The organism is Elusimicrobiaceae bacterium (genome assembly GCA_028700325.1).
GTDB lineage: Bacteria > Elusimicrobiota > Elusimicrobia > Elusimicrobiales > Elusimicrobiaceae > JAQVSV01.
Genome location: JAQVSV010000010.1, coordinates 1 through 21,056, shown reverse-complemented (window position 1 = coordinate 21,056; position 21,056 = coordinate 1). Strand labels below are relative to the sequence as shown.

The following is a 21,056-nucleotide window of genomic DNA, read 5'->3' as shown; positions in this document are numbered from 1 at the left end:
ATGTTTGAACAGTCTGTTGCGGTTCGGCCCTTCAGAGAGCAAGTTGCGAGTGGGTCTCTGAGAGCAAATAGTGTATTTTGTGATGACGTTGCGATGTCGGCAATAGGGACTAAAAAAAGCGGTATGGACAGGTTTTTTTGTTCTTGTGTCCGGCGCCCCGCCTGATACTGCTTAGGGAGGAAGGTTATGAATGTGCATCATGTGACAGTTCAGCAGAAAGATAAAAAAGAAAGGAAAGGTCTTATTCCTTATCTGTCCCGCTTGTTCAAAGGGAGCGGGGCTGTGGGCTCGGGCGAAGCCGCGACCGGTGTCACCGGTGCGGCCGGACGGGGCCTTTTCGGCGGGCTGCTCGGCGGCGGTTCGCCGTTCGGCGGCGGGTTTCTGGCTACGCTGCTGGGAACCAAGGCGGGCATAGCGGGGCTGACTATCGGGGCGATGACATTGCTCGCCGGGCTTGGTCTTGCCTATAACGTGATGCGCAACAATTCTTCCGGCGATGCCGCGCGCGGTCTTTTCAGCGATCCTTATTATGACGCGCTGGTGAGCGACGCGCAAAGCAACCGCATGGCCAAATCGAATGTGGTGGACAGCAAATCCTCGCTTGACTATTTCAACGAGGCGAACGCGTCGGACGATGTGGCTGACGAAGCCGCTGTTGATGACGCGGGCGCCGCGCCCGCTTCCGATACCGAGGAAACGAAAGCTGACGCCTCCGCGGCATCGCCGGCGGCTTCAATCCCGCGCCTGGCGGCTACGTCCGGCATGGGGCTTGGCGGCAGTTCTGGCGGATCAGGGGGCAGCAGTTCCAGCGGAGCGATCGGCTCCGGCGCGACCGCCCGCGGCGGCTCGACTTCCGCCGGCGCGGTGCGGACGGGACAATCCGGCGCGTTTTCAAGTTCGGTGCGGGCGGGCCGGACAGCGGGTACCAGAAAAGCCGGCGCACTTTCCGGCGCGCGCAATCAGGCGCGTGCGGTAGGGACGACTTTGGGCGGCGCCGGTTCTTCCGCCGATTCGCGGCGCGGCGCGCTGGTGGACGCTTATGAAAATAATGACAAGAGCGGTGAAGTGGCATCGGGCGGCGCGGGCCTTTCCAGCGGGTCAGGCGCTTCGGATCCGGCCGCCATGCCGAAGGATTCCACCAATCTTGGCAATCCCACCGGCGGCAGCGGTTCAACGGCCGATACTACCGAATCGGAAGAAAGCACTACTCCGTGGGCCAAGATAAGCCAGATAGCGAAAATCGCGCTGATTGCGGCCAATGCTTTGCTGCTGCTGATCACATTCGCTCCGAAACTGCTTAGTCTGGCTGTTTCGCAGATTATCGCGAAAGTTGTCATGGTTATCGGTCTGGCCGTGATGGCATACGGGCTTTACCTGATGTTTGCGCAGGGTCAGCGGCTGGAAGGTCTGGCTATGGCCGCGTCCGGTTTGCTTACCGCCGTTGCCGGGTTCAAGGCCATGACCGGGTTGAAAGATCTTGACGCTTTTTCCAAGGGGAGCAAAACGCTTATTGCGATTTGTTCGGTTGTTTCCATGGTTTTTTCAGGGATGTCGCTGTTCATGGCCGGCGGGCTGCATTCCGGAGGAGCGCTTTCCGGTGTGGAAGCCTGGCTGGATAAAGGGTTTACCGGTATTGGTTTCTGATGTGCATGGCGGGCCGGCCCGGTAGAACCGGGCCGGCCCGCTCAAAGCGCATTATCCGGGAAGTTTGTGTCAAATGTTGCCGGGCCGGATTTCGTTGACCGGGAACAGTGTTCGGCCCGACGGGTTTGAGAAGGCGTTTTGAGGGCTTTTGGGTCTTGACAAACCGCGGTCGCCGGGTTAGACTAGGCGTGTATCCTGCGGGGGCGAATAGCAATACGGAAGCATTTATTCGCCCGGCGAGAAAGGATGCGCCGTTTGTTTTTTGAAAACCGGAACAGGCATCAAAGCTCTTCAGGGAGCAGGCAGCGGCTGGGTCCCTGAGCGCGGATTGGTTTTTTATGTCAGCGGGGGAGTTATGAATTTCGCAACCCAGACAAGGAATCAGGCTAAACAATATGCCGTTATCGGCGGCATATTGCTGTTCCTGTCAGGGCTGTGGATCTCTTATCCGATGCTTACAAATACCGCCACCAGCGATTATTATAATGGCGGGAAGTCGAAAGGCGCGGTCGCCAGCATGAAATCGTGGGACAGCGTGTATGAAGGCCTTGCGCCGGGCGGAGCGATTGACGGCGAGAACGGCGACTCGGCTTCCTCGCGCCTGTATATGCCCACCGGCGACGAAGGGCTGATGTTCCAATATAACGGGGTCGGAGCAAGCTCGGCCAGCGCGTCAGCCGGTGCGGCGGCTTCTTCGGGCGGGCGCGGAGTGTCCGCGCCGCGCAGCAGCAAAAGCGCTTCGGCTGACTACAGCGCGGGCGGCCTGGCGGCCGCATTGCAGGCCAAGCTGCAGGCCATGTCCAGCGGTTTGAGCGGTGGCGGAGGCGGCAGCAGCAGTGGCAGCGCGGGCGCCTCAAAAGGCGTTACCGCCTCGGCCAGCCAGAAAAGCGCGTTTTCGCCCGGCGGGACCGTCGGGTCGGGTTCAATGGGCGGGCCGGCCGGTTCCGGCACGGGCAACCGCTCGCTGTCCTCTCTTGAAAAGACCGTGCAGCTAAGCGCGGCCGCCGCCCAGAGCGGCAATGTCGCTTCCATGGCTGCCGCCGCCGGCGCGGCGTTTGGCGACAGTTCGCCCAAACTTAAAGTGTCAATGGACGGGGTGGAGGTTGTAAAATCCGGGATCAGTCGTCTGCCTGATCTGGGTGCTGACCGTTTGAATACCAATCACGACACCACGGGCAATGTGAGGACTATCACCTATCCAACCGTTCCCGAGGCCACCGAGGAATCCACTTCCGAAGAGGATACGAAAACCCAGATGATGAAGATGCTTTTGCAGATCGGCCTGACAGTGGCTATGGGCGCGCTTTTCGGTTCGATGGGAGTGACGGTGGCTTCCATAATATTTTCAAATTTGTCGTCCAGCCTTAAATTTTGAAGTGTCCGGAGCAAGGTTATGATGATGCCGAATATAGAACAGGCGCAGGACAAGAAAGAAAGAAAAGGGCTGATCCCTTACCTTTCCCGCCTGCTGCGCGGAAACGGCGCGGTGGGGGCGGGCGGGGAAGCCGTGCCGGCGTCGGCCGGAAGCTTGTTCGGAGGAAGCTCTTCAGGGGGAGTTCTGTCCGCTTTGCTGGGGACAAAGGCCGGTATTGCGGGGCTGGCGGTAGGCGGGATGACGCTGGTTGCCGGAGCGGGTCTGGTGTATAACGTGATGAGCAACAATTCTCCCGGCGCGGAGGCGCACAGCCTTTTCAGCGATCCTTATTATGACGCGCTGGTAAGCGACGCGGAGAGCAACCGTGCCGCAAAGTCGAATGTGGTGGACAGCCGGTCCTCGCTTGATTATCTTAAAGAAGGACAGCAGGGCGACGAAGTTTTTTCCGAAGACGCTCCGGCCGGGGCGGCCGGAGCGGAAGAGCAGGCTTCTTCCGCCGAAAGCGAGGAGATGAAAGCCGACGCGGCGGCTGAAGCGCCCGCGGCTGTTATTCCGCGGCTGTCCGCCGTTGCGGGGGTAGGGAGCGGTTCCGGCGGAAGCAGCACGAGCGGCGGCGGTTCGTCTTCGGCTTTGGGGCAGCGGTCCGGCGCGGCCGGCGGTTTGTCCGAGGGAGCCGTGAGAACCGGCTCCGCGAACGGGCTGAAGAGCGCGGCCCGTGCCGGACTGTCAGGTTCCAGCCGGAAAACCAGTTCGCTGTCCGGCGCGCGCAATCAGGCGGCGGCGGTGAACGCTACTTTAAGCGGCGGCGGGCCCTCGGCTGATTCCCGGCGCGGCGCGCTGGTGGACGCCTATGAAAACAGCGGAAAAAGCGGCGAAGTAAATCCCAACGGGGCGGGCATGTCCAGCGGGTCCGGGTCATCCGACCCCGCTCTTAATCCGAAGGATTCCATCAATCTCGGCAATCCTGCCGGTTCCACCGCCACGCCCGAAACAACGGAAGCCGAAGAGAATGATTCCCCCTGGAAATGGATAGAAATCGCTTCCTACGCGCTGATGGTGGCTTCCATGCTGCTGCTTTTTATCGCGAGCAAGCTGGCCAAAACTCCGGCTTCGCTTCCCACCGCGATCATACTGGCGAAAATAGCGCTTGCCTGCGCCGCGGTGATGACCCTTTTAGGTATTCTGATCATGACTACGCAGGGCCAGCTTGTGCAGGGCCTTATGCTCACGGCAATAGGCGGTATAACGACTTTCTCCGCCTATAAGGCCATGGTCGGTTATGAAACCCAGCTGGACCAGCAGAAGATAGAGGCGGAAACCGCAGCAGCCGCCAAAACGATGACGGCTCTTGAAAACGCCGGTTCCGGGCAGGCTGTCGCGCAAACCGCGGCTCCCGCGGCAAACACGACGAGCGGTCAGCTTGCGCTGACTGACGGCGGCAGGAGCGCGCAGCTTGCGCTGCCTCCCGGCCCGGCCGCCGGCGAAGCGGCGGCTTCGGCTTCCAATACCGGCGAAATGGTTGCCGACGTGCTGGACTCAAGCGGGAATATCATTGGCAATACCACTTATAAATTGTTGGGATGACGGGATGCTGTTTTTCAGTATTTATTCTGTGTCGCCGAGCCGTAATAGGGGAATGTTATGAAAGATAATGATACCAGCAAAATCACCGGGCCGCAAATCAAGCGCGCGACGGTTGAACTGAAAGTCACTTCTCCCGATCAGCAGGAGGAGAAGAAGAAAAAACTGTTGCCTCCCTGGCTTATGGGCGGCAAAAACGGCGCGTCGCTTACGGGCACCGCGCTTGAAGGCTCGGGCGGAGGCGGGCTGCTCGGCGGCGGCATGGGCGGCAGCGGCGGGCTGTTCGGCCGGGCTGTAACCGGCCTGTTCGGCAGCGGTTTTGGCGGCTCCGGCGGGTTCATGGCCTCGCTGTTCGGCTCCAAACTTGCCATTGGCGCCGCGCTGGCTCTTTCGGCGGGTCTGCTTGCGCTCGGCGGAGCCTATATGGTGAAAGACAGCAAAGGCAACAGCGCGCTCAGGTCACCCTCGCTTGTCAATTTCGCCAGGGGCGACGACTATTCGTCCGGCTCGCGCGAGAAACGGTCCGGCGCGGGGCAGAGTTCCCTTGCGATGTTTTCTGACGCCAACGCCCGGAAATCCGGCAACGGCGAAGAAAGCAACCTTGATGAGGACGCTGACGCTGAAACCCTTTCCGAAGCTGAAACTTCGGACGCGGATGCCGGAGCGGCTGATCCTAAAGTTGCGGGCGCGAATGCGGCCGCGGACGGGCTGGGAAACCTGCTTAATGGCGCGGGCGGCGGCGCTGGCGCGGGCGGCAGCGGCATGGGTGCGCTCAGCGGACTGGGAAGCGCGTCCGGCGGAGGCAGTTCCTCCTCCGGCTCGCTTGGCACGGCCAAGCCCGGCTCCGGCGGCGCTGACAGCGGCATGTCCAACCTGATGGCTTCATTCCAGAAGCCGACGTTCGGCAAAGCGACCGGCATCGGCGGACGGAAAGCGACTTCGCGCGGCGGCGTAAAAACTCCCACCCGCAATTCGCGCGGCGCGATTTCTCAGGCCAATGCGGTGCAGGAGCATATGGGCGCGGCAAAAGTCAGCAGTGACGCAATGGCCAAAAAAGGTACGGGGGATGTTGCCTGGGACGGGGGCAATGCGCCCAGCGGTTCGATTGACAGCAACGATCCTGTGATTCCCGGCGCAAACAACAGCGATGGAAATTCCGGCGGAACCGGGAATATACCCGAGTCTACCAAAGCCGATACTACTATCAATACCGTCACGCCTACCGCTGCTACGACCTCGGATGGCACCACGACAAGTACGCAGACTCCGAATGTCACCACTACCGAAGAAGTCGCCAGCCCGCTTGACAGTTATCTGAAAACAGCGGCGACGACGCTTGCCATCGGTTCGGCATTGCTGATAGCTTTGTCGGCTGCGGCGTTGCTGTTGCCGGCGGGTCCGTTAGCTCCCGCGGCCGCGGCGGCTGTTCTTGCTATTTTGGCCGGCCTGGCTGTTTGTATCGGTATTCTGGCGGTTACAGGGGCGTTGATTATAGCGGAACAGGGTCAGGCATTGCTGGGTTCGTTAGTCATAGGGTGCGGTGCCATACTTGCCATTGGCACGGGCCTTGCGTTTTTCGGGACTGGTGGTGCTGTCGCAGCAGGTATGATTATAGGGTTTTTGGCGCTTGCCGTGGGTGCGGCCGGCCTGTTCATGAGTTCGGGCACCGGGAGCTCTTCATTCTCGGAAAAGCTTGAATCGCTCGGTATTATTGCCGACACAGGCACAGCCTCTGACGTGAATACCGCTGTTGATACCGTCGCTCCAACCAGTATTGCTACCAGCACTGATACCAAGGTTGATGCAAATGCGAGCAAGTACTTTGAACAAAGTGAAGAGGATTTGAAGATCTTACGGGAAAGCGGATATTTGCTTTGATTAGGTGATGCAGGCAGGTAAGTTGTTTTAGTCCGGTTCCGCCGGAGAGGGAAGTTGCCGCGTGGCAGGTTTGCATGGCAGCTCTCTCCGGCGGGACGGATATGCTATTTAAGGCGGGCGGCCATATGGAAAGAGATAACGATACTTCGCATCTTTATACCTCGCGTGTGCCGGATAAAAAAGAGGAAGACAAAGAAAAGAAAAAGCTTCCGCCTGTGCTGTTTGGCAGCGGCGGAACGGGTGGTTCCTTTGCGGGGTCAGGGCTGGGGTCAGCGGGCGGCTGGCTGAGCCGGCTGTTCTCGGCGCCGGCGAAGTTTCTGGGTGAAATGCTGTCTTCGCTATTCGGTTTTGGCGGGCTTGAGCGGATGCTCGGAGTCCGGCTCGGCTCTCTTTTGGGGCGGAAACTGGGCGCGCTGCTGGGATTACTGATGGCGGCGGTAGTATTGGCGGTGATAGGGGCTGTGCTGACCGGGACCGATCCCAATTCTCCGGGCGGGCTGGCGGCGCTCAGAATACCCGGCAATATGGGCTATTGGGCGAACGAATTGAAGAAAACGCGGTTCACCGCCCGGCTTAACGGCAATGGCGAAATTGAAGATGAGAACTGGCTGTCGCGCCGAAGCGGGCGCGGTTATAACAACGGCGATGGTTCCGGCAGGGATGGCAAAGGCGGTTTATCCGAAACTGGCGGCCGGGACAAACTGCTGGACGATATCGCACAGCAAAGCAATGGCCGTACAGGAACCGGAGCCAATTCGCTCGGCATGCTGGCCCGGATGAACAGCGATGTGCTGGGTTCGGGCAACAGCACTTCCGGCAGATTTACGGGCGGCGGGGGAAGCGGCGGCAGCGTCAATCTTAGCAACGATATCAGCGGGAATCCTTCACAAGACGCATCGGTGGGGCCCATAGTGGTAAATCCGGACTCCATTATCATGCCTATTCCAGGCGGCGGGGGCGCTTCCAGACGCGTAGGCCCCGGCGGGTCAGGCGGGTCGGGTGCGGTGAGCGGGAGAGTGGGTGGCGGCGGCCATAGCGGTATCTCGGGCGGCAGTTCTTCAGGGAGTGGTTCTGACGGATCGAACGGTTCCGACGGTTCCGATGGAGCAAATGGCGGATCCGGCGGGTCAGATGGCGATGACGATGGCAGCGGTGGCGGCAATGGCGGCGGAAGCGGCGGCGGTGACAATGGCGGAGGTGGCGGCGGCGGAGGTGGTGACGACGGTGGCGGAGGTGGTGGCGGCGGAGGTGGCGGTGGAACTGATACCAATACCGGCACGGATACCGGCACCAATACCAACACCGGCACGAATACCGGCACGAATACCGGTACGGATACCGGTACGGATACCAACACCGGCACCAATACCAATACTTGGACTGATACTTTGACCAATACCTGGACCGACACCAACACCGGAACCGGAACCGATTCCGAGATAGTTCCGATTATCATGCCTGAAGTTCCAAAGGAGAAGGATCCGACACCGGTGCCCGTTCAGCAAACCGATACGACATGCGAGGGGGAAGGCGCGCTGGCTCAGGCGGCATGTGTTGCGGACAAATGCGCGAATATTGATACCAGCAGTCTTGAATCTGTCAGGCAGGGTGCCGAAGATTGTTTTGCCGGGCAGGAAACCTCCGGCGACGTTATTGGCGATACGCCGTTCGAGCTTGATGATGACTTCGACAAATCAGCGGTGGTGGGCGGAGTGCCTCCGGGCAATGACGGGGCGCATATATCTGCGCCGTGGATAGAATCATTGCGGTTGGCTAACAGTCTTGCCTGGCGTGCGTTAAGCGACATCGTCCAGATTGTTATATTGGAAGCTATTTTAGCGGCTCTTCCGGATGATGTTGATCCGACTCCGATAATCAGGCGGATTGCCGAGTTGAGGCGTGATCTCAGGGATATAGCGCGCCAGCTGTATACGATAGCCGGGCAGTTAAAGTATCAGCAGGGCCAGCTGACGGAAAGCACCATGGTGTCAAAGATTGCCGCGGCCGTGCAGGCGGCTTCCGACGGAGACAGTTTCTTGGGCCTTGTTATGGATGCGCTGCGGATAGCCTGGAATTTGTTATTGCTCTTTCTTTCCTGATCGGTTTCCGGGGGAAGGTCCCTGCGGCGCCGGGCGGTAACGGGTTGGCTGGATAGGGACGGGAGGTCGGTTTGTCCGGGGCGGATAAGAATGTCCGCTCCGGACAAGCTTTTTTTATCGCCAGGTTTTTTTCTGACGGCAATGGCGGTTGCTGTTTATAAATTCCGCACACAAAAACCCGGCGCTGGCCGGCACGGCATAATGACTGCCAATATGGCATAACTCAAGCAGGGGCTGGAGTGTGTAACCCTGCGCAAGCGGGGCAAATGAAGTCTGGAGCAAAAGAACCCCCCCGGCTTGCCGGTAAAGCGTAATAACAGCCGGCAGGCCAATGGCACAGCCGGGGGAAGTTCATGCCGCCGGAGTGGAGTCCTGCGGCCTGAAAAACCGGAAAGCGCATTTCGCGCACTTTAAATAATGTAAAATTGTCTTGTGGCGGGCCGGGGAGCGCGCGGTTGATCTTTGCGGGCGGTGGAATCAGGTAACGCCTGACTCGCGCCTGATATGTGAAAAACGGGGGTAGTCCCGGCGACGATGGCGGAGCGGATATGGCAAACGAATTTTCTGGCCGTGGCGGGTGGAAACACCGGAATTTTTTTCTGATTCTGTTCGGCACGCAAAAAAGGCAGCTGGCGACGTTTTTCGCGCTGGGCGCGGCGATATTTGCCGGACTCGCGTTTTCCGGCGTGACGCAGCGGTTTTTTGCGCCTGACCAGAGCCGCGCGATGATGACCGATATTCCTAAACGGCAGCTCCGTCAGACGGAATCAACCATGGGCGCGGTTCAGCGCGCCAATCTGCCTGTGGTTGGCGGCGCGCGGATGTTGCGGGAGGCGCTCAAGGATCGTGTTTCGGGGCTGCCGCTGGCAGGGTTTCAGAAAAGCAAAGGCCCGCCAAGTCCCGCCGTGTCGTTTTTGCGAAGGAAAGGGACGACAGTGATTTTGCCCGCGGACGGCCGGGCCCGCGCTTCCGGCGGCACGGCCGACCGGGTTCTCCGGCAGACGGCTTACGAAATGCCGGAGGTTAAAGAGGCCGGCCGGAAAGGCCCGGTGACCAAAGTGCCCGTTTCGCCGAACATGCAGCAGACTTTCATGTATCAGCGCGCCGTTCTCAGAAACAGCAAGCTGAGGCTTGACAACCTGCGGCAGCTGACCAAAAGCTATGCCGCCACCTCCGCCGCGCCCAAGAAAGGCGCCGGAGCTATAACAACAGCCCGGTCTTCCGGATTTGACGGCGAAAAAACGCCGGATGTCAAGATGAACTATACCGTGCCGGTTCTGATGACTGAAAATCAGCTGGCTGCGTCCGGTTCCGGCCAGTATTTTGCCGACCGGGGGGATGGCGGCGAGCTTGGCAAAACATGTGATGCCGCTTCCGTAAAACATAACGCCGTGATTTCCGGCATTGATACCGAAATTTCCATAATCGCGGAAATGCTCGGCAGGGAACCTTCCTGCTGCGGAGAAAGCCTGCTGTCGTGGAACGCCGGAATCGCCCGGCTCAATAAACTTTGCGCCGAACGCAACGAGCATGCGCAGGAGGTTGCGCGGGCGTGCCTGTCCGGCGGGCTGTCGGTTTCCTGTTCGGCATATTCGATGCTGTCAAAAAAACCCGAGAGCAGGATGTTGTGCGGAATGAAATTTTCAGCCGGCGCGCTGGCTATTGCTGTCGGCGCGGCGTTGCTGGCGTTAAGCCTGTCCGGTTTGTCCGCGCCGTTTTTTTCGCTAGCGGGCGCGGCGCTTTTGGGCGCCGGAATTTTTCTGAGCGGCGGCACGGTCGCGCTGGTCCGGCAACCGCAGCTGATAGTGGAACCGGCTTATATAGAAGCGCTTAAATCAATCGCGGAAGAAAGCCTCAGGACTGCGCTGCTTCCGGCTCCCGCGGCGTCTTCTGATATCCTGTCGGGGTTCGCCTCTTCTCCCCAACCGGAACGGGGTTATACCGCGGACCCCGAACCCTGACCTGCAATTTCAATCCTGCCTTGCTGCATGCCGTTCCGGGTTTTTGCACGTTGTTTTTGCGGAACGCGGTGGTTTGGTTGCGCTTGTCGGTGTGATGAAAGCGGCATTGCGTATTGGCCTTGCTGCGCTTGCCGGATCGGATTTCAGCCGGTGCGTTGGAATAATGAAGAGGGAGAATCGCAGCCGGGCAGAGTCATCATCCGCACAAAAAGTCGTGGCGGGAATTGTCCGTGTCGCTTTGCTATTGGCCGGGGTGCTGGCTGTCCGCATCATGTGCGCCGGCAAAAGCGCGTGAAGCTCCGCCGGCGCCGGATGCAGGCACGGCAGGGATTGCTGGTATTTGCGCGGATGAATATAGGCCTTAGGGCCTATGAGGGCATAGGCCCACTGTCCCTTGCCGCCCTTCCCCATTAGTTGTAGACTCCACTGTAGGGCGCAATACAGAGTGTGACGGGAATGACTATTGCAGTTATATGAGGTCTGCTCGCGGGCAGGACTGTCATATATAGGTTTAGCGTGTTGCGTCAGGGTTTCGCGTCCGGCAGGAATGTCAGGGAAAAATATTTCCGTCTTGCCGGCGCATAAATTAATCGAAAACGCGTGGCAGTGTGGTTCGGATGCGAAAGGGCACGCGATAGGGCGCGGGAGGGGTTATGTTAAAGCGCAAGATAAAAAGCACCGATCAAAGTTTGCCGCCGATAAGCCTTGTGGGAAACACAGAGGGCAGCATGCTCAATGTCCGCAAGAAGAGCGAGGCGAAAAAATCAACGCGCAGGACGGAATCCATTCTTGCGAAGATACCGAAACTGAAAAGCACGTCTTCGTCAACCGGCAGCAAGTTCGGGGGGAAGTTCAATCTGGCGGGCATGCTGGGCCGGGTTAAAAAACTTTCAACCAAAGACCTGAGTCTTCTGCTGGCGGGGCTGGCCACGGTGGCGGTCTTGCCGATAAGTGCGCATTACATGTCGTCCGGCAGCGCGGAAGACAGCGGCGGCGCGGGCAAGCCGGGGTTTTACGCGTCAAAGGCAGGCGGGGAACTGTTTGAGCCGGGCTTGAACGGATTTGCGCCGGGCGGCACCGGAATCGGAGGCGAAACGATCACTCCGTTAAGCGTGCGGGATCCGCTTTCGCTGATTCTCGGACAGGAGGAAAAGAAACCGGAACCCGAAGCGAGCGCGCCCGAGTATACGCCTCCTCCGCAGGACACTCGCGATTTCCGCGATACCATAACCGCGGCGGCCCCCATGGCGGCGCAGGCGGTTTCGGAAGTGATATCCGCGCCGAATATTCCGCGCCTTAACGGTGCGGTGCGCGGGCTGGGCGCGGTGAGCGCCGGCGGCAGCGGTGGAATCACCGGCCAGATCAACAACGGAAAAATAACCGGCACGGCCGGCAGCGCGCCGTCGAAGATCGCGTCGTCGGATATGGTCAACCCGATCGCGATGAAAGGGTTTTCCGGCACTTCTTCCCGCAGCAACAAAAGCAGCGCCGACGCGTATGAGGCGCTGAAAGCCCAGTCAAACGACGTCGCCGATATAATGAACGCCGGATCTGCCACGGCCGCGGCCGACAAGGCTTCCAAGGCGTCAAGTTACACCGGCGGTTTGTCCGGCAGTTCGCTGGGCGGCGGCGGCAAATCCGCAAAGAAGGCGGGCAGCGCAAGCGGTTCCGGCAGCAAAACCACGGTAAGCCGGCAGCAGTCCACGGCCCAGAAAATGGCCGAGAAACGCGCTGAAAAGGAACTGGAACTGGAGTTTATGGCCAAGCAGGCCAAAGTGCAGAACAAACTCGCCATGGAACAGTTCCTGTCTGTCCAGTTGCCACAGATGATGATCACCGCGGCGGCGACCCCCGTTGCGGAGAAAATCACTGATTTTGTCAAAGATATTCTCAATCCTGAAGACGCCAATGATAAACCGAAATGGCTGGTCTGCAAAGGGCCGGACGGCAACCTTATAACAATAGATGACGCTATCCGCAAAATGAGCGACGATAAAAAAATCGGCGAGTTTAAGAAGTCGTGCAAGGAACGCCGCGGTTCGGTTGTTCCTGAGTCCGAACTTAACCCCAAACCTTCGCCGGGCGGCAATGATGATAATGACAATGACGATGACGATATCACGCCCGATACCGGCACCTACACCGGCGCGGCGCAGGAGATAGTGAAACAGCTGCGGGAAAATGCTCCGGGCGACAGAACCACTTTGTCGGCCAGCAAGCAGACGGCGCTGACGGGGATGCAGGCTGCGACGGATCCGTCACAGAAAGTTGCGGCGGTGCGGCCGTTTGTGTCGCAGTCCAAGTCGGTTGTGAACAAATACACCAATGCCAGCAAGGGCCTTACCAAAGAGATCGAAGAAGTCGGGACCGGCATAAAGGGCTGGCAGGATACGGCTATTCCCAAGATGACCGAGTCGGAAACCAAGCTGATCGCCAAATACGAGAAAGTTAACGCCAACGGCGATTCTTTCGCCGGCACGCTTGATCGGAACAAGGATTACCTGGAAACCATTTCCATTTCCACCAGCGGCAATAATGTGGTCAACGCCTATACTTTCTTATCCGGCGAGGTAGGCGCTATCAACCGGCAGATCCAGCTGGCGAAGACGGCGGCCCAGCAGGATCTGGAGGCCAGGATCCTCAACGAGCAGCAGCTGCTGATTGATAACGTGACCACTTCGAAAACGAAACTAGAGCAGCGTAACGAGGAATTCTCCGCCAAGCTTGCCGACGTTTCAGCCAAGCTGACCGAACTGCAGGCCAATCCCACCGCGGAAACCATGGAAGCGGCGTTTAATATTCTCACGGCCGAGGATGTTGCGTCCAAGGAATGCAGCTCGCTTATCGGCTGCGTCAATTATGTGGATGGCACCGAGCAGGCCGCCAACAATGTGCTTTTCGGCAAGGGCGGGCTGGTCAATATTCTGCCGATGAAAGCCGATTATCCCACGATGCTGACGCAGATTCAGGATAAAACCAAGGAGCCCACGCTGCTGTTTATGAAAGGGCTTGTGAGGGAAGGTCGGCGCATCGAGTCCGGCGCTTTTAACAAGAAAATCGAGGCCGAAACATCGGTGGCGACCGGATTAAACGGCAAACTCAATACGACCTGTAAAATGCTTTCCGCCGAAGTGCGCGCCAAGATAGGACTGACCTGCAGATACAAGAGTTGAAGCCGAACCGGTTGAATCCGTTCCGGCCTGATAAAAAGCCCCCTGAGAAAGGGGGCTTTTTTTTATACATTCCGGGCACAAAAGTCCGGCGCCCGGTCGGCACGGCATGATGCTTGCCGGCCTGGCATAGCTCAAGCAGGTGGATGGAGCATGCAATCCCGCGTAATCAGGATGGCCGTTCTGTCCTGCGGCCTGCAATTTTGTATACTTTTGTTTATGAAAACTGTAAGCATTGTCTGCGCAACATATAACGAAGAAGAGAACGTGCGAGAGGTGTACCGCCGGGTGAAACGGGTTTTTGCCGGCCTGCCGCAATATGAGTACGAGCATATCTTCATAGACAACGCATCGGAAGACAATACGGTGGCCGTTCTGCGCGAACTCGCCGCGGGCGACAGGCGGGTAAAGGTAATCGTCAACGCGCGCAACTTCGGGCATATCCGCTCGCCCAGCTACGCGATCATAAACGCTCAGGGCGACGCGGTTGTTTCGCTGGTGGCTGATCTGCAGGATCCGCCGGAACTGATCGTGGAGTTTTTGAAGAAATGGGAAGAGGGTTTCAAAATCGTATGCGGCGTGAAGAAATCCAGCGAGGAAAACGGGCTGATGTTTTTAGTCCGGCGGATGTACTACAAAATCATCAACGCGCTGTCGCATGTGCCGCAGATCGAGAATTTCACCGGGTTCGGGCTGTATGACCGGTCTGTAATAAAAATCCTGCGCGATATTAACGACCCTTACCCGTATTTCCGGGGCCTGATAGCCGAGATCGGGTTTCCGCCCGCGCTGATCGAATACGGCCAGCCGGCGCGCAAGTTCGGGCTCACAAAAAATAATTTCTATACGCTTTATGACATGGCGATGCTGGGCATTACCAATTACTCCCGCATTCCGCTGCGGCTGGCGGTTTTCGTGGGGTTTATCACGGCGGGGCTGAGCCTTTTCATGGCGGCGGTCTATCTGCTGTATAAACTGGTGTTCTGGTATTCGTTCAGCGTAGGCATGGCGCCGATGATTATAGGCATTTTCTTTTTCTCGTCGGTGCAGCTGATTTTTATAGGCATAATCGGCGAGTATATAGGCGAGATACACACGCAGGTGCTGCGCCGTCCTCTGGTGGTGGTCAAGGAGCGGATCAACTTCTAGCCCGCCGGATTTTATACATCCAGTCCCGTGCGCCGGCAAACCGTAATCACTGCTGGCAGGTCAGAGGCCAGCCGGGCAGTTTAATTTCAAACGCCGGTTCTGCATGATGCAGAACCGGCGTTTTTTGCAATCAGCATAATCCGGTCGCGCACGATGCGCGCCGTCTGCGGCGGGCACGTCGTTTGCGCAGTCAGCATACAGGCTCCGGGCCGGAGAACCGCAAGTATTGCCGGCGGGCCGGCGGCGCGGCACATGAGCTTGAACAGCATAGCTTTGCCTGGCGGGGTAAACGGCGGCGTGAGGCGGCGGGGCCGGCTTATGCGGGGAGCGGTCCATCACGCTGCGGAGTATTTCTGCCGCAGGGGACGGGCGGCCGGATCCGCTCCGCGTTCTTGACGGCGGCGAAAGCGCCGGATATGCAGAGCGGAGCTGCCTTGTGCAAATGGCCCTGCATCCCCGGATAGCGGCGAAAGCGTCAAATAACTATAATATAAACATTATCGCGCAATGAAAAATATTACCAAAGTAAATCTTCTCGGCCTGATCACGGCGGTTTATACCGTCGTGATGCTGTTGTCGCTTAAATTGCGGTTCCTCGATGTTTTTCTGCCGGGTACCTGGCATGGCCGGCTGGGGTTCGATTTTTTTTCAATCCCGCGTTCGTTTATAAACCTCGCGCACGGCGCAAGCATTTACTTTACCCGCGCGGGTGATTACGGGCCGTATGCTTCCTGGTTTCCGTACCATCCGGCGGTATCGCTTCTGGCCGGGAGCTGGCTGTCGCTGTTTTCGCCGTGGGTTGCTTATGCGGTTTTTGTGGCGCTGTCGGCCGGGCTGCTGGTTTATTGCGGGTATTTGCTGGGCCGGCGGGAGGGCAGTCCTGTCCGGCGGGCGGCGTGTTATGTTCTAGTGCTGTGTTCGCCGGCTGTATATCTCATGCTGTGGGCAGGGCAGCTGCAGGTGCTGGCGGTATTGGCAGTCACGCTTACGCTGGCTGATCTGGCGGAAATCGAGGCCGGTCCGCCCGCCGCGGAGCGCAGGTTTCGCGGCAAACTGCTGGCCGGGATTTTGATTTCCCTGTTTTCCAAGCCGGTGCTTTTGCCCGCGCTGCTGGCGTTTTTTGCGGTCCGGCAATGCCGCCGCACAATTGTACTTGCCGTCGGGCTCTATGCGTTTGTTTCGGCGCTGTTTCTGGCGGTGCCGTGGCTCAATCCTCAAAGCGCGGGGCTGGACCGGCTGGTGGATGTCCTGCTCAACCCGGACCATATATTCAGAACCGAATTATACAGGGGAATCACTATCTCCTCCTACAAACCGGAATTTGTCAACGACAACGCCATCCACTGGCTGAACATGAAAATGCGGTCAGGCGTGAGCGAACGGTATAATTTCGAGGTTTTTTCCCTGCCGGCTTTTATCGGCGCGCTGGGGGTTGGAGTCAAAGGCTGGCTGGCGAAAACGCCGGTGCTGCTGGCGGCGGCGCTGGCGGGGCCGGTTTATTTTGTCAAAGGCCGGGCCGACGCGGCCCGCTGCGCGTTTTGGTGTACGGCGATGTTTGTGCTGGCGTTCTTTCTGTCTTATGAAGCGGTTTACGAATATCATTACGCGGTGGCGCTGCCGCTGATAGCGGCGGCGTGGCTGAAACACCGCTCCGCCGGTGGAGCGGAGCGCGGTGCGCTTGTGTTGTTTTGCTGCGCGGGCGCGCTTTTGTACGCGCCTACCCCGTATTTTCTGTTCAGGCATACGGGGCTGGTGCATCATACGGCCGCGGCGGCGGCGTTTAAGGATCCGTTTATCAGCATAGGCCTGTCGGAAAATATTTATGGCTGGGCTTTGGGCTGGATCCGCGCGTTCCGGGTGCTGCCGGCGTGCGTGATGTTCGGAGCGGCGGCGGTCTGCGCCGCAGACTGTGTTTTTCGCGGACTTGCGCGGAGGGCTGATGCCGGCTCCTGACCGTTTTGAAGCCCGGCTGGCGCGTGTTCTGCCGTTTGTCACGGCGGCTTGTTTCGCCGTGATGCTGTTGTCGCTGCAATTCGGGTTTCTGGACCGGTTCTTTGTTACGACATGGCACGGGCGGCTGGCGTTTGATTATTTTTCCGTGCCGCGCGCGTTCGTCAATCTCTGCCGGGGCGTCAGTGTTTTCGCCACGCCGGACGGGCAGTACGGGCCGTACGCCTCGTGGTATCCGTACCATCCGGCGCTAGCGGTGTGGCTGGGCGGGCCGCTTTCGCTTTTTAAGCCGTGGACAGGCTATGCGGCGTTTGTCGCGCTGTCGGGGACACTGCTTTATTTCTGCGCCCGCCTGCTGGGGCGGTTTACGGATAATCCGGCCGCCCGGCAAGCCGGGTATTTCATACTGATGTGTTCTCCGGCGGCCTATCTGATGCTGTGGTGCGGGCAGATGCATGTGTTTACCGTCGTTTCCGCCGCGCTGATCATGGCGGACCTGCTGGATCTGCTGCTGGTCAAAACCGCGCGCTGGAACTGGCGGATCGGGCGGTATGAACTGCGGCCAGTTCTGCTGGCAGGGTTACTGCTTTCGCTGTTTTCAAAGCCCGTGCTGCTGCTGATCCTGCCCGCGCTGTTTGCCGTGCCCGGCTATCGCGCGACGCTGCTTGGGGGAGGAGCGGTTTATGCGCTGGTGTCGGTTTTGTTTGTGCTGCTGCCGCGGCTGAATCCGCAGGGCATAGGGTTTGACGGGCTGGTGAGCGCGCTGCTGGATCCCAAAACCCTGTTCCGGCCGGAAAAAAGCGGCGATATCGTTTTCTATACCTACAAAATGGAGTTCGTGCGCGATAACGCCATTCACTGGCTGAACATGAAGTCGCGGTCGGGTTTTTTCGAACCGGAACATATGGAATTTTTTTCGCTCTCCGCGTTTTTGGCGCATCTTGCCGGGCGGCCGCTTTCGCAGCGGGTGTATATGCTGCCGGTTTATCTTATGCTGGTTCTGTCGGGCGGGTGTTACTTTATTAAAAACGCGGAAAAACGGCTTGCCTGCGTCATAACAGTCTGCGCGCTGGGGCTGCTGGGTTTTTACACCAGTTATGCCGTGGTATATGAATATCATTTCGTCACGCTTATGCCGGTTCTGGCGGCTATGCTCGGCCTGGGTTATTCCCGGCGCGGGCGCGCGGCTTTCGGGGTGTACGGCCCGGCGGTTTTCTGCGCGGGCGGCGCGCTTTTGTTCGCGCCGACTTCGTATTACTGGTTTTTGAATCCGGCTTACGGGTTTCATCGGCCGGAACTGGCGTTGCTGTCGCCGGTTTATATACCGGTTTTCCTCTCCGGCGGAGTGTATGACTGGGCTTTGGATTATATCCGCGTGCTGCGCGCGGTTGCGGTGGCGGGCATGCTTGCCGGCCTGCTCATTGCGGCGCGGCATACTTTTGCGGAGGGATTTAAAAAGGAGTTTTATGAATAAAAAAACTGCGCTTATCATCGGAGCGGGGCCCGCGGGGCTTACCTGCGCGCTGGATCTGCTTGCCGGAAGCGATATAAAACCCGTGATTTTCGAAGCGGACGTCCAGCCCGGCGGGATCTCGAAAACCGTCAATTACAAGGGCAACCGCATAGATATAGGCGGGCATCGTTTCTTTTCAAAGTCCGACCGGGTGATGGACCGCTGGCTCGACACCCTGCCGTTGCAGTCGGCTCCGGCGTGCGACGACCTCGCGCTCGGGCGTGATATTTTCACATCGTTCGCAGCGGGCAAAACCGCCGGTTCGGCGGATCCGGAAAAAACCGACGGCGTCATGCTGGCCCGCCGCCGGGTTTCGCATATACTGTTCGGGCGGAAATTTTACACCTACCCGGTTTCCCTGAGCGCGGAGACGGTGCGGAATCTGGGGCTGGTCCGCATGGTGAAAATCGGGCTCAGCTATATGGCCGCGAAGGCCGCCCCGATCAGGCCGGAGAACTCGCTGGAGGATTTTTTCATCAACCGGTTCGGGCGCGAGTTGTACGCCACGTTTTTCGAGGATTATACCCGGAAAGTATGGGGCCGGCCCTGTTCCCAGCTAAAGCCCGAATGGGGCGCGCAGCGCGTTAAAGGGCTTTCGATAATGGGGGTGCTTCTGCACGCGGTGAAAAAAATATTTTCAGCCGGCGCGGCGGGCGGCGATATCCGCCAGAAAGACACGGAAACCACGCTTATCGAACGCTATCTGTACCCCAAATACGGGCCCGGCCAGCTGTGGGAGCGCACCGCCGAACTGGTGCTGGAAAAGGGCGGCGAGCTTCACTACCGCCGCCGCGTTACCGGAGTTTTGCTGAAAAACGGCCGGGCGGAGGGGCTTAAAGTGCTGGATCTGGAAACCAATACGGAATCGGAAGTGCGCGGCGATTTTGTGGTTTCAACCATGCCGGTGCGCGAGCTGATAGCGGCTATGCCCGAAAGCGGAGTTCCGCAAAACGTGCGCGAAGTGGCGGCCGGCCTTGAGTACCGGGATTTTCTGACCGCGGGTTTTCTGCTCAGGCGGCTGAAAATGAAAAACACGTCGCCGGAAAAAACGGTGAACGACATTCTGCCCGACACCTGGATCTATGTGCAGGAGCGCGACGTGCTTATGGGCCGCATCCAGATTTTCAACAACTGGAGCCCCTATCTCGTGGCGGAGCCGGGCAATGTGTGGCTCGGCACGGAGTTTTTCGCCAACGAGGGCGATGATTTCTGGCGGCTGTCCGACCGGGAAATAAGCGCGATCGCGGCCGGGGAACTGGAAAAAATCGGCGTGGCTGACCGGGCCGATATTCTGGATTCCACGATTGTGCGGTCGCGCAAAACCTATCCGGTATACTACGGCACTTACGAACGGTTCAGCGAGATCCGCGAGTTCACGGACGGGATCGCCAATCTTTTCCTGATCGGCAGAAACGGAATGCACCGCTACAATAATATGGACCACTCGATGCTTTCCGCCATGACCGCCGCGGAAAACATGATGGCGGGCGTGGCCGGAAAGTCAAACATCTGGGCGGTCAACACCGAACAGGAATACCACGAGGAGAAAAAAAATTGACAGCCGGTATTTTAACCGGTCCCGCCGCGCGCGCGGCGGCGTTACGGCGGGGCCTGTTCTGGCGGCTGCGGGGGATCCTGTTCATTTACTTCGCCGCGGGCGCGGCGCTGCTGCCGTGGTTCGTGTGGCAGGTGGACGCGGACGGCATCTCTTATATCAGCATCGCCCGCCGTTATCTGGAGGGTGATTTCGGCGGCGCGCTGAACGGGTACTGGGGGCCGCTGCTGTCGTGGGCGCTGGCGGCGTTTATGGCGGCTGGCATAAAGCCGCTGCTCGCCGCCAAGCTGTTCGGCCTGTTAAGCGGCGGCGCGCTGCTGGCCGGGCTGCACCGACTGCTGGGTCTGACCGGCTGCGGCGGCAAGCCGCGCGCCACGTTCCTGTATGCGTTCATGCCAGTTGTTTATTCATATTTCTGCAATATTATTTCGCCCGATCTGGCGGTGGCGGTGTTTACGGTCTGGTATCTGGCGTGGGCGCTGAACCGCAATTACATCGCCAGGCCCTGCTACGCGGTTTACTGCGGACTGGCCGGCGCGCTGGCGTTTTTTTCAAAAAGCTATGCGCTGCCGTTTTTTATGGCGCATTTCACCGTGGTGAACGCGCTCCGTTACTATCGGCTGCCGCAAATGCGGACGACGGTGCTCAATCGCTGGCTGACGGGCCTGTTCACGTTCTTTTTTGTGGCCGCGCCGTGGATAATAGCGGTAAGCTACAAGTACGGGCCGGTAACCTTTTCCACTACGGGCGGGTATAACGCGGCGATTGTGGGGCCGCGGTACCGGGGCCATCCGGTGAATTACGAGGGCCTGTTCGCGCCGAAGGACGTGAAGGCGTTAAGCGTATGGGAAGATCCGTCGCGCATCCCGGTGCGCCGCTGGTCGGTTTTTTCGCCGGGAGGGCTGGCCCATCAGCTCAGACTTGTGGCGGATAACAGTCTGTCCGCTGTCTGGATTCTGGAAGTGGTGTCGCTGTTTTCGCTGCTCGCGCTCGGCTGGCTGGCGGCGCGGGGCATTAGGGAGTGGCAAATGCGGAGCGAACCGGTGCATCTGTATCTGGCGCTCGCCGTGTTCATTTACTGCGCCGGGTACACTCTTATCACCGTGCGCGCCCGGTACCTGTATCCGGTGTTCGCTATTGTTTTCGCCGCAGGCGCGGGCGGGGTCGCCGCGCTGATGCGG

At 58.9% G+C, this 21,056-nt stretch carries 12 protein-coding genes; all 12 read left to right on the top strand.

Features of this window, described 5'->3' with window-relative positions; translation table 11 throughout:
- The first annotated feature begins 186 nt into the window (after positions 1–186).
- Positions 187–1,644 carry a hypothetical protein gene (locus tag PHW69_02490; GenBank protein MDD4004054.1) on the top strand — a complete coding sequence of 486 codons (1,458 nt, stop codon included), beginning with the start codon at positions 187–189 and terminating at the stop codon, positions 1,642–1,644.
- 355 nt (positions 1,645–1,999) lie between these two features.
- Positions 2,000–3,019, top strand: a complete 1,020-nt coding sequence (locus PHW69_02485) for a hypothetical protein (GenBank protein MDD4004053.1) — start codon at positions 2,000–2,002, stop codon at positions 3,017–3,019.
- An 18-nt stretch (positions 3,020–3,037) separates the two neighbouring features.
- Positions 3,038–4,603, top strand: coding sequence for a hypothetical protein (locus PHW69_02480; GenBank protein MDD4004052.1), 1,566 nt, complete (start codon positions 3,038–3,040; stop codon positions 4,601–4,603).
- 57 nt (positions 4,604–4,660) lie between these two features.
- Complete coding sequence (locus PHW69_02475; GenBank protein ID MDD4004051.1) at positions 4,661–6,478, top strand: hypothetical protein; 1,818 nt, start codon at positions 4,661–4,663, stop codon at positions 6,476–6,478.
- Positions 6,479–6,603: 125 nt separating this feature from the next.
- The gene (locus PHW69_02470; protein ID MDD4004050.1) at positions 6,604–8,577 is read left to right on the top strand and encodes a hypothetical protein; all 1,974 of its coding nucleotides are present in this window, start codon (positions 6,604–6,606) and stop codon (positions 8,575–8,577) included.
- A 548-nt stretch (positions 8,578–9,125) separates the two neighbouring features.
- Positions 9,126–10,538: a hypothetical protein gene (locus PHW69_02465; GenBank protein ID MDD4004049.1), complete on the top strand. Its 1,413-nt coding sequence runs from the start codon at positions 9,126–9,128 to the stop codon at positions 10,536–10,538.
- A 707-nt stretch (positions 10,539–11,245) separates the two neighbouring features.
- On the top strand, positions 11,246–13,711 hold the full coding sequence (locus PHW69_02460; GenBank protein MDD4004048.1) for a hypothetical protein: 2,466 nt from the start codon (positions 11,246–11,248) through the stop codon (positions 13,709–13,711).
- A 216-nt stretch (positions 13,712–13,927) separates the two neighbouring features.
- The gene (locus PHW69_02455) at positions 13,928–14,857 is read left to right on the top strand and encodes a glycosyltransferase family 2 protein (GenBank protein MDD4004047.1); all 930 of its coding nucleotides are present in this window, start codon (positions 13,928–13,930) and stop codon (positions 14,855–14,857) included.
- A 507-nt stretch (positions 14,858–15,364) separates the two neighbouring features.
- Positions 15,365–16,810, top strand: a complete 1,446-nt coding sequence (locus PHW69_02450) for a hypothetical protein (protein MDD4004046.1) — start codon at positions 15,365–15,367, stop codon at positions 16,808–16,810.
- Entirely contained in the window at positions 16,797–18,281 is a 1,485-nt protein-coding gene (locus PHW69_02445) for a hypothetical protein (GenBank protein ID MDD4004045.1), read from the top strand. Before PHW69_02450 ends, PHW69_02445 begins: the two co-directional genes overlap by 14 nt.
- Entirely contained in the window at positions 18,274–19,878 is a 1,605-nt protein-coding gene (locus PHW69_02440; protein MDD4004044.1) for an NAD(P)/FAD-dependent oxidoreductase, read from the top strand. The genes PHW69_02445 and PHW69_02440 overlap by 8 nt, the downstream gene beginning before the upstream one ends.
- Positions 19,875–21,056 (top strand): hypothetical protein (locus PHW69_02435; protein MDD4004043.1); only part of this gene is annotated, 1,182 nt, incomplete at its 3' end. The genes PHW69_02440 and PHW69_02435, both read left to right, overlap by 4 nt.

What these genes read in the sequence shown, in the direction of transcription:
- PHW69_02475 (MDD4004051.1), top strand. Translation starts at nt 4,661, where the DNA reads ATGAAAGATAATGATACCAGCAAAATCACCGGGCCGCAAATCAAGCGC.
- PHW69_02485 (MDD4004053.1), top strand. Translation starts at nt 2,000, where the DNA reads ATGAATTTCGCAACCCAGACAAGGAATCAGGCTAAACAATATGCCGTT.
- PHW69_02450 (MDD4004046.1), top strand. Translation starts at nt 15,365, where the DNA reads ATGAAAAATATTACCAAAGTAAATCTTCTCGGCCTGATCACGGCGGTT.
- PHW69_02455 (MDD4004047.1), top strand. Translation starts at nt 13,928, where the DNA reads ATGAAAACTGTAAGCATTGTCTGCGCAACATATAACGAAGAAGAGAAC.
- PHW69_02480 (MDD4004052.1), top strand. Translation starts at nt 3,038, where the DNA reads ATGATGATGCCGAATATAGAACAGGCGCAGGACAAGAAAGAAAGAAAA.
- PHW69_02490 (MDD4004054.1), top strand. Translation starts at nt 187, where the DNA reads ATGAATGTGCATCATGTGACAGTTCAGCAGAAAGATAAAAAAGAAAGG.
- PHW69_02465 (MDD4004049.1), top strand. Translation starts at nt 9,126, where the DNA reads ATGGCAAACGAATTTTCTGGCCGTGGCGGGTGGAAACACCGGAATTTT.
- PHW69_02440 (MDD4004044.1), top strand. Translation starts at nt 18,274, where the DNA reads ATGAATAAAAAAACTGCGCTTATCATCGGAGCGGGGCCCGCGGGGCTT.
- PHW69_02470 (MDD4004050.1), top strand. Translation starts at nt 6,604, where the DNA reads ATGGAAAGAGATAACGATACTTCGCATCTTTATACCTCGCGTGTGCCG.
- PHW69_02445 (MDD4004045.1), top strand. Translation starts at nt 16,797, where the DNA reads ATGCCGGCTCCTGACCGTTTTGAAGCCCGGCTGGCGCGTGTTCTGCCG.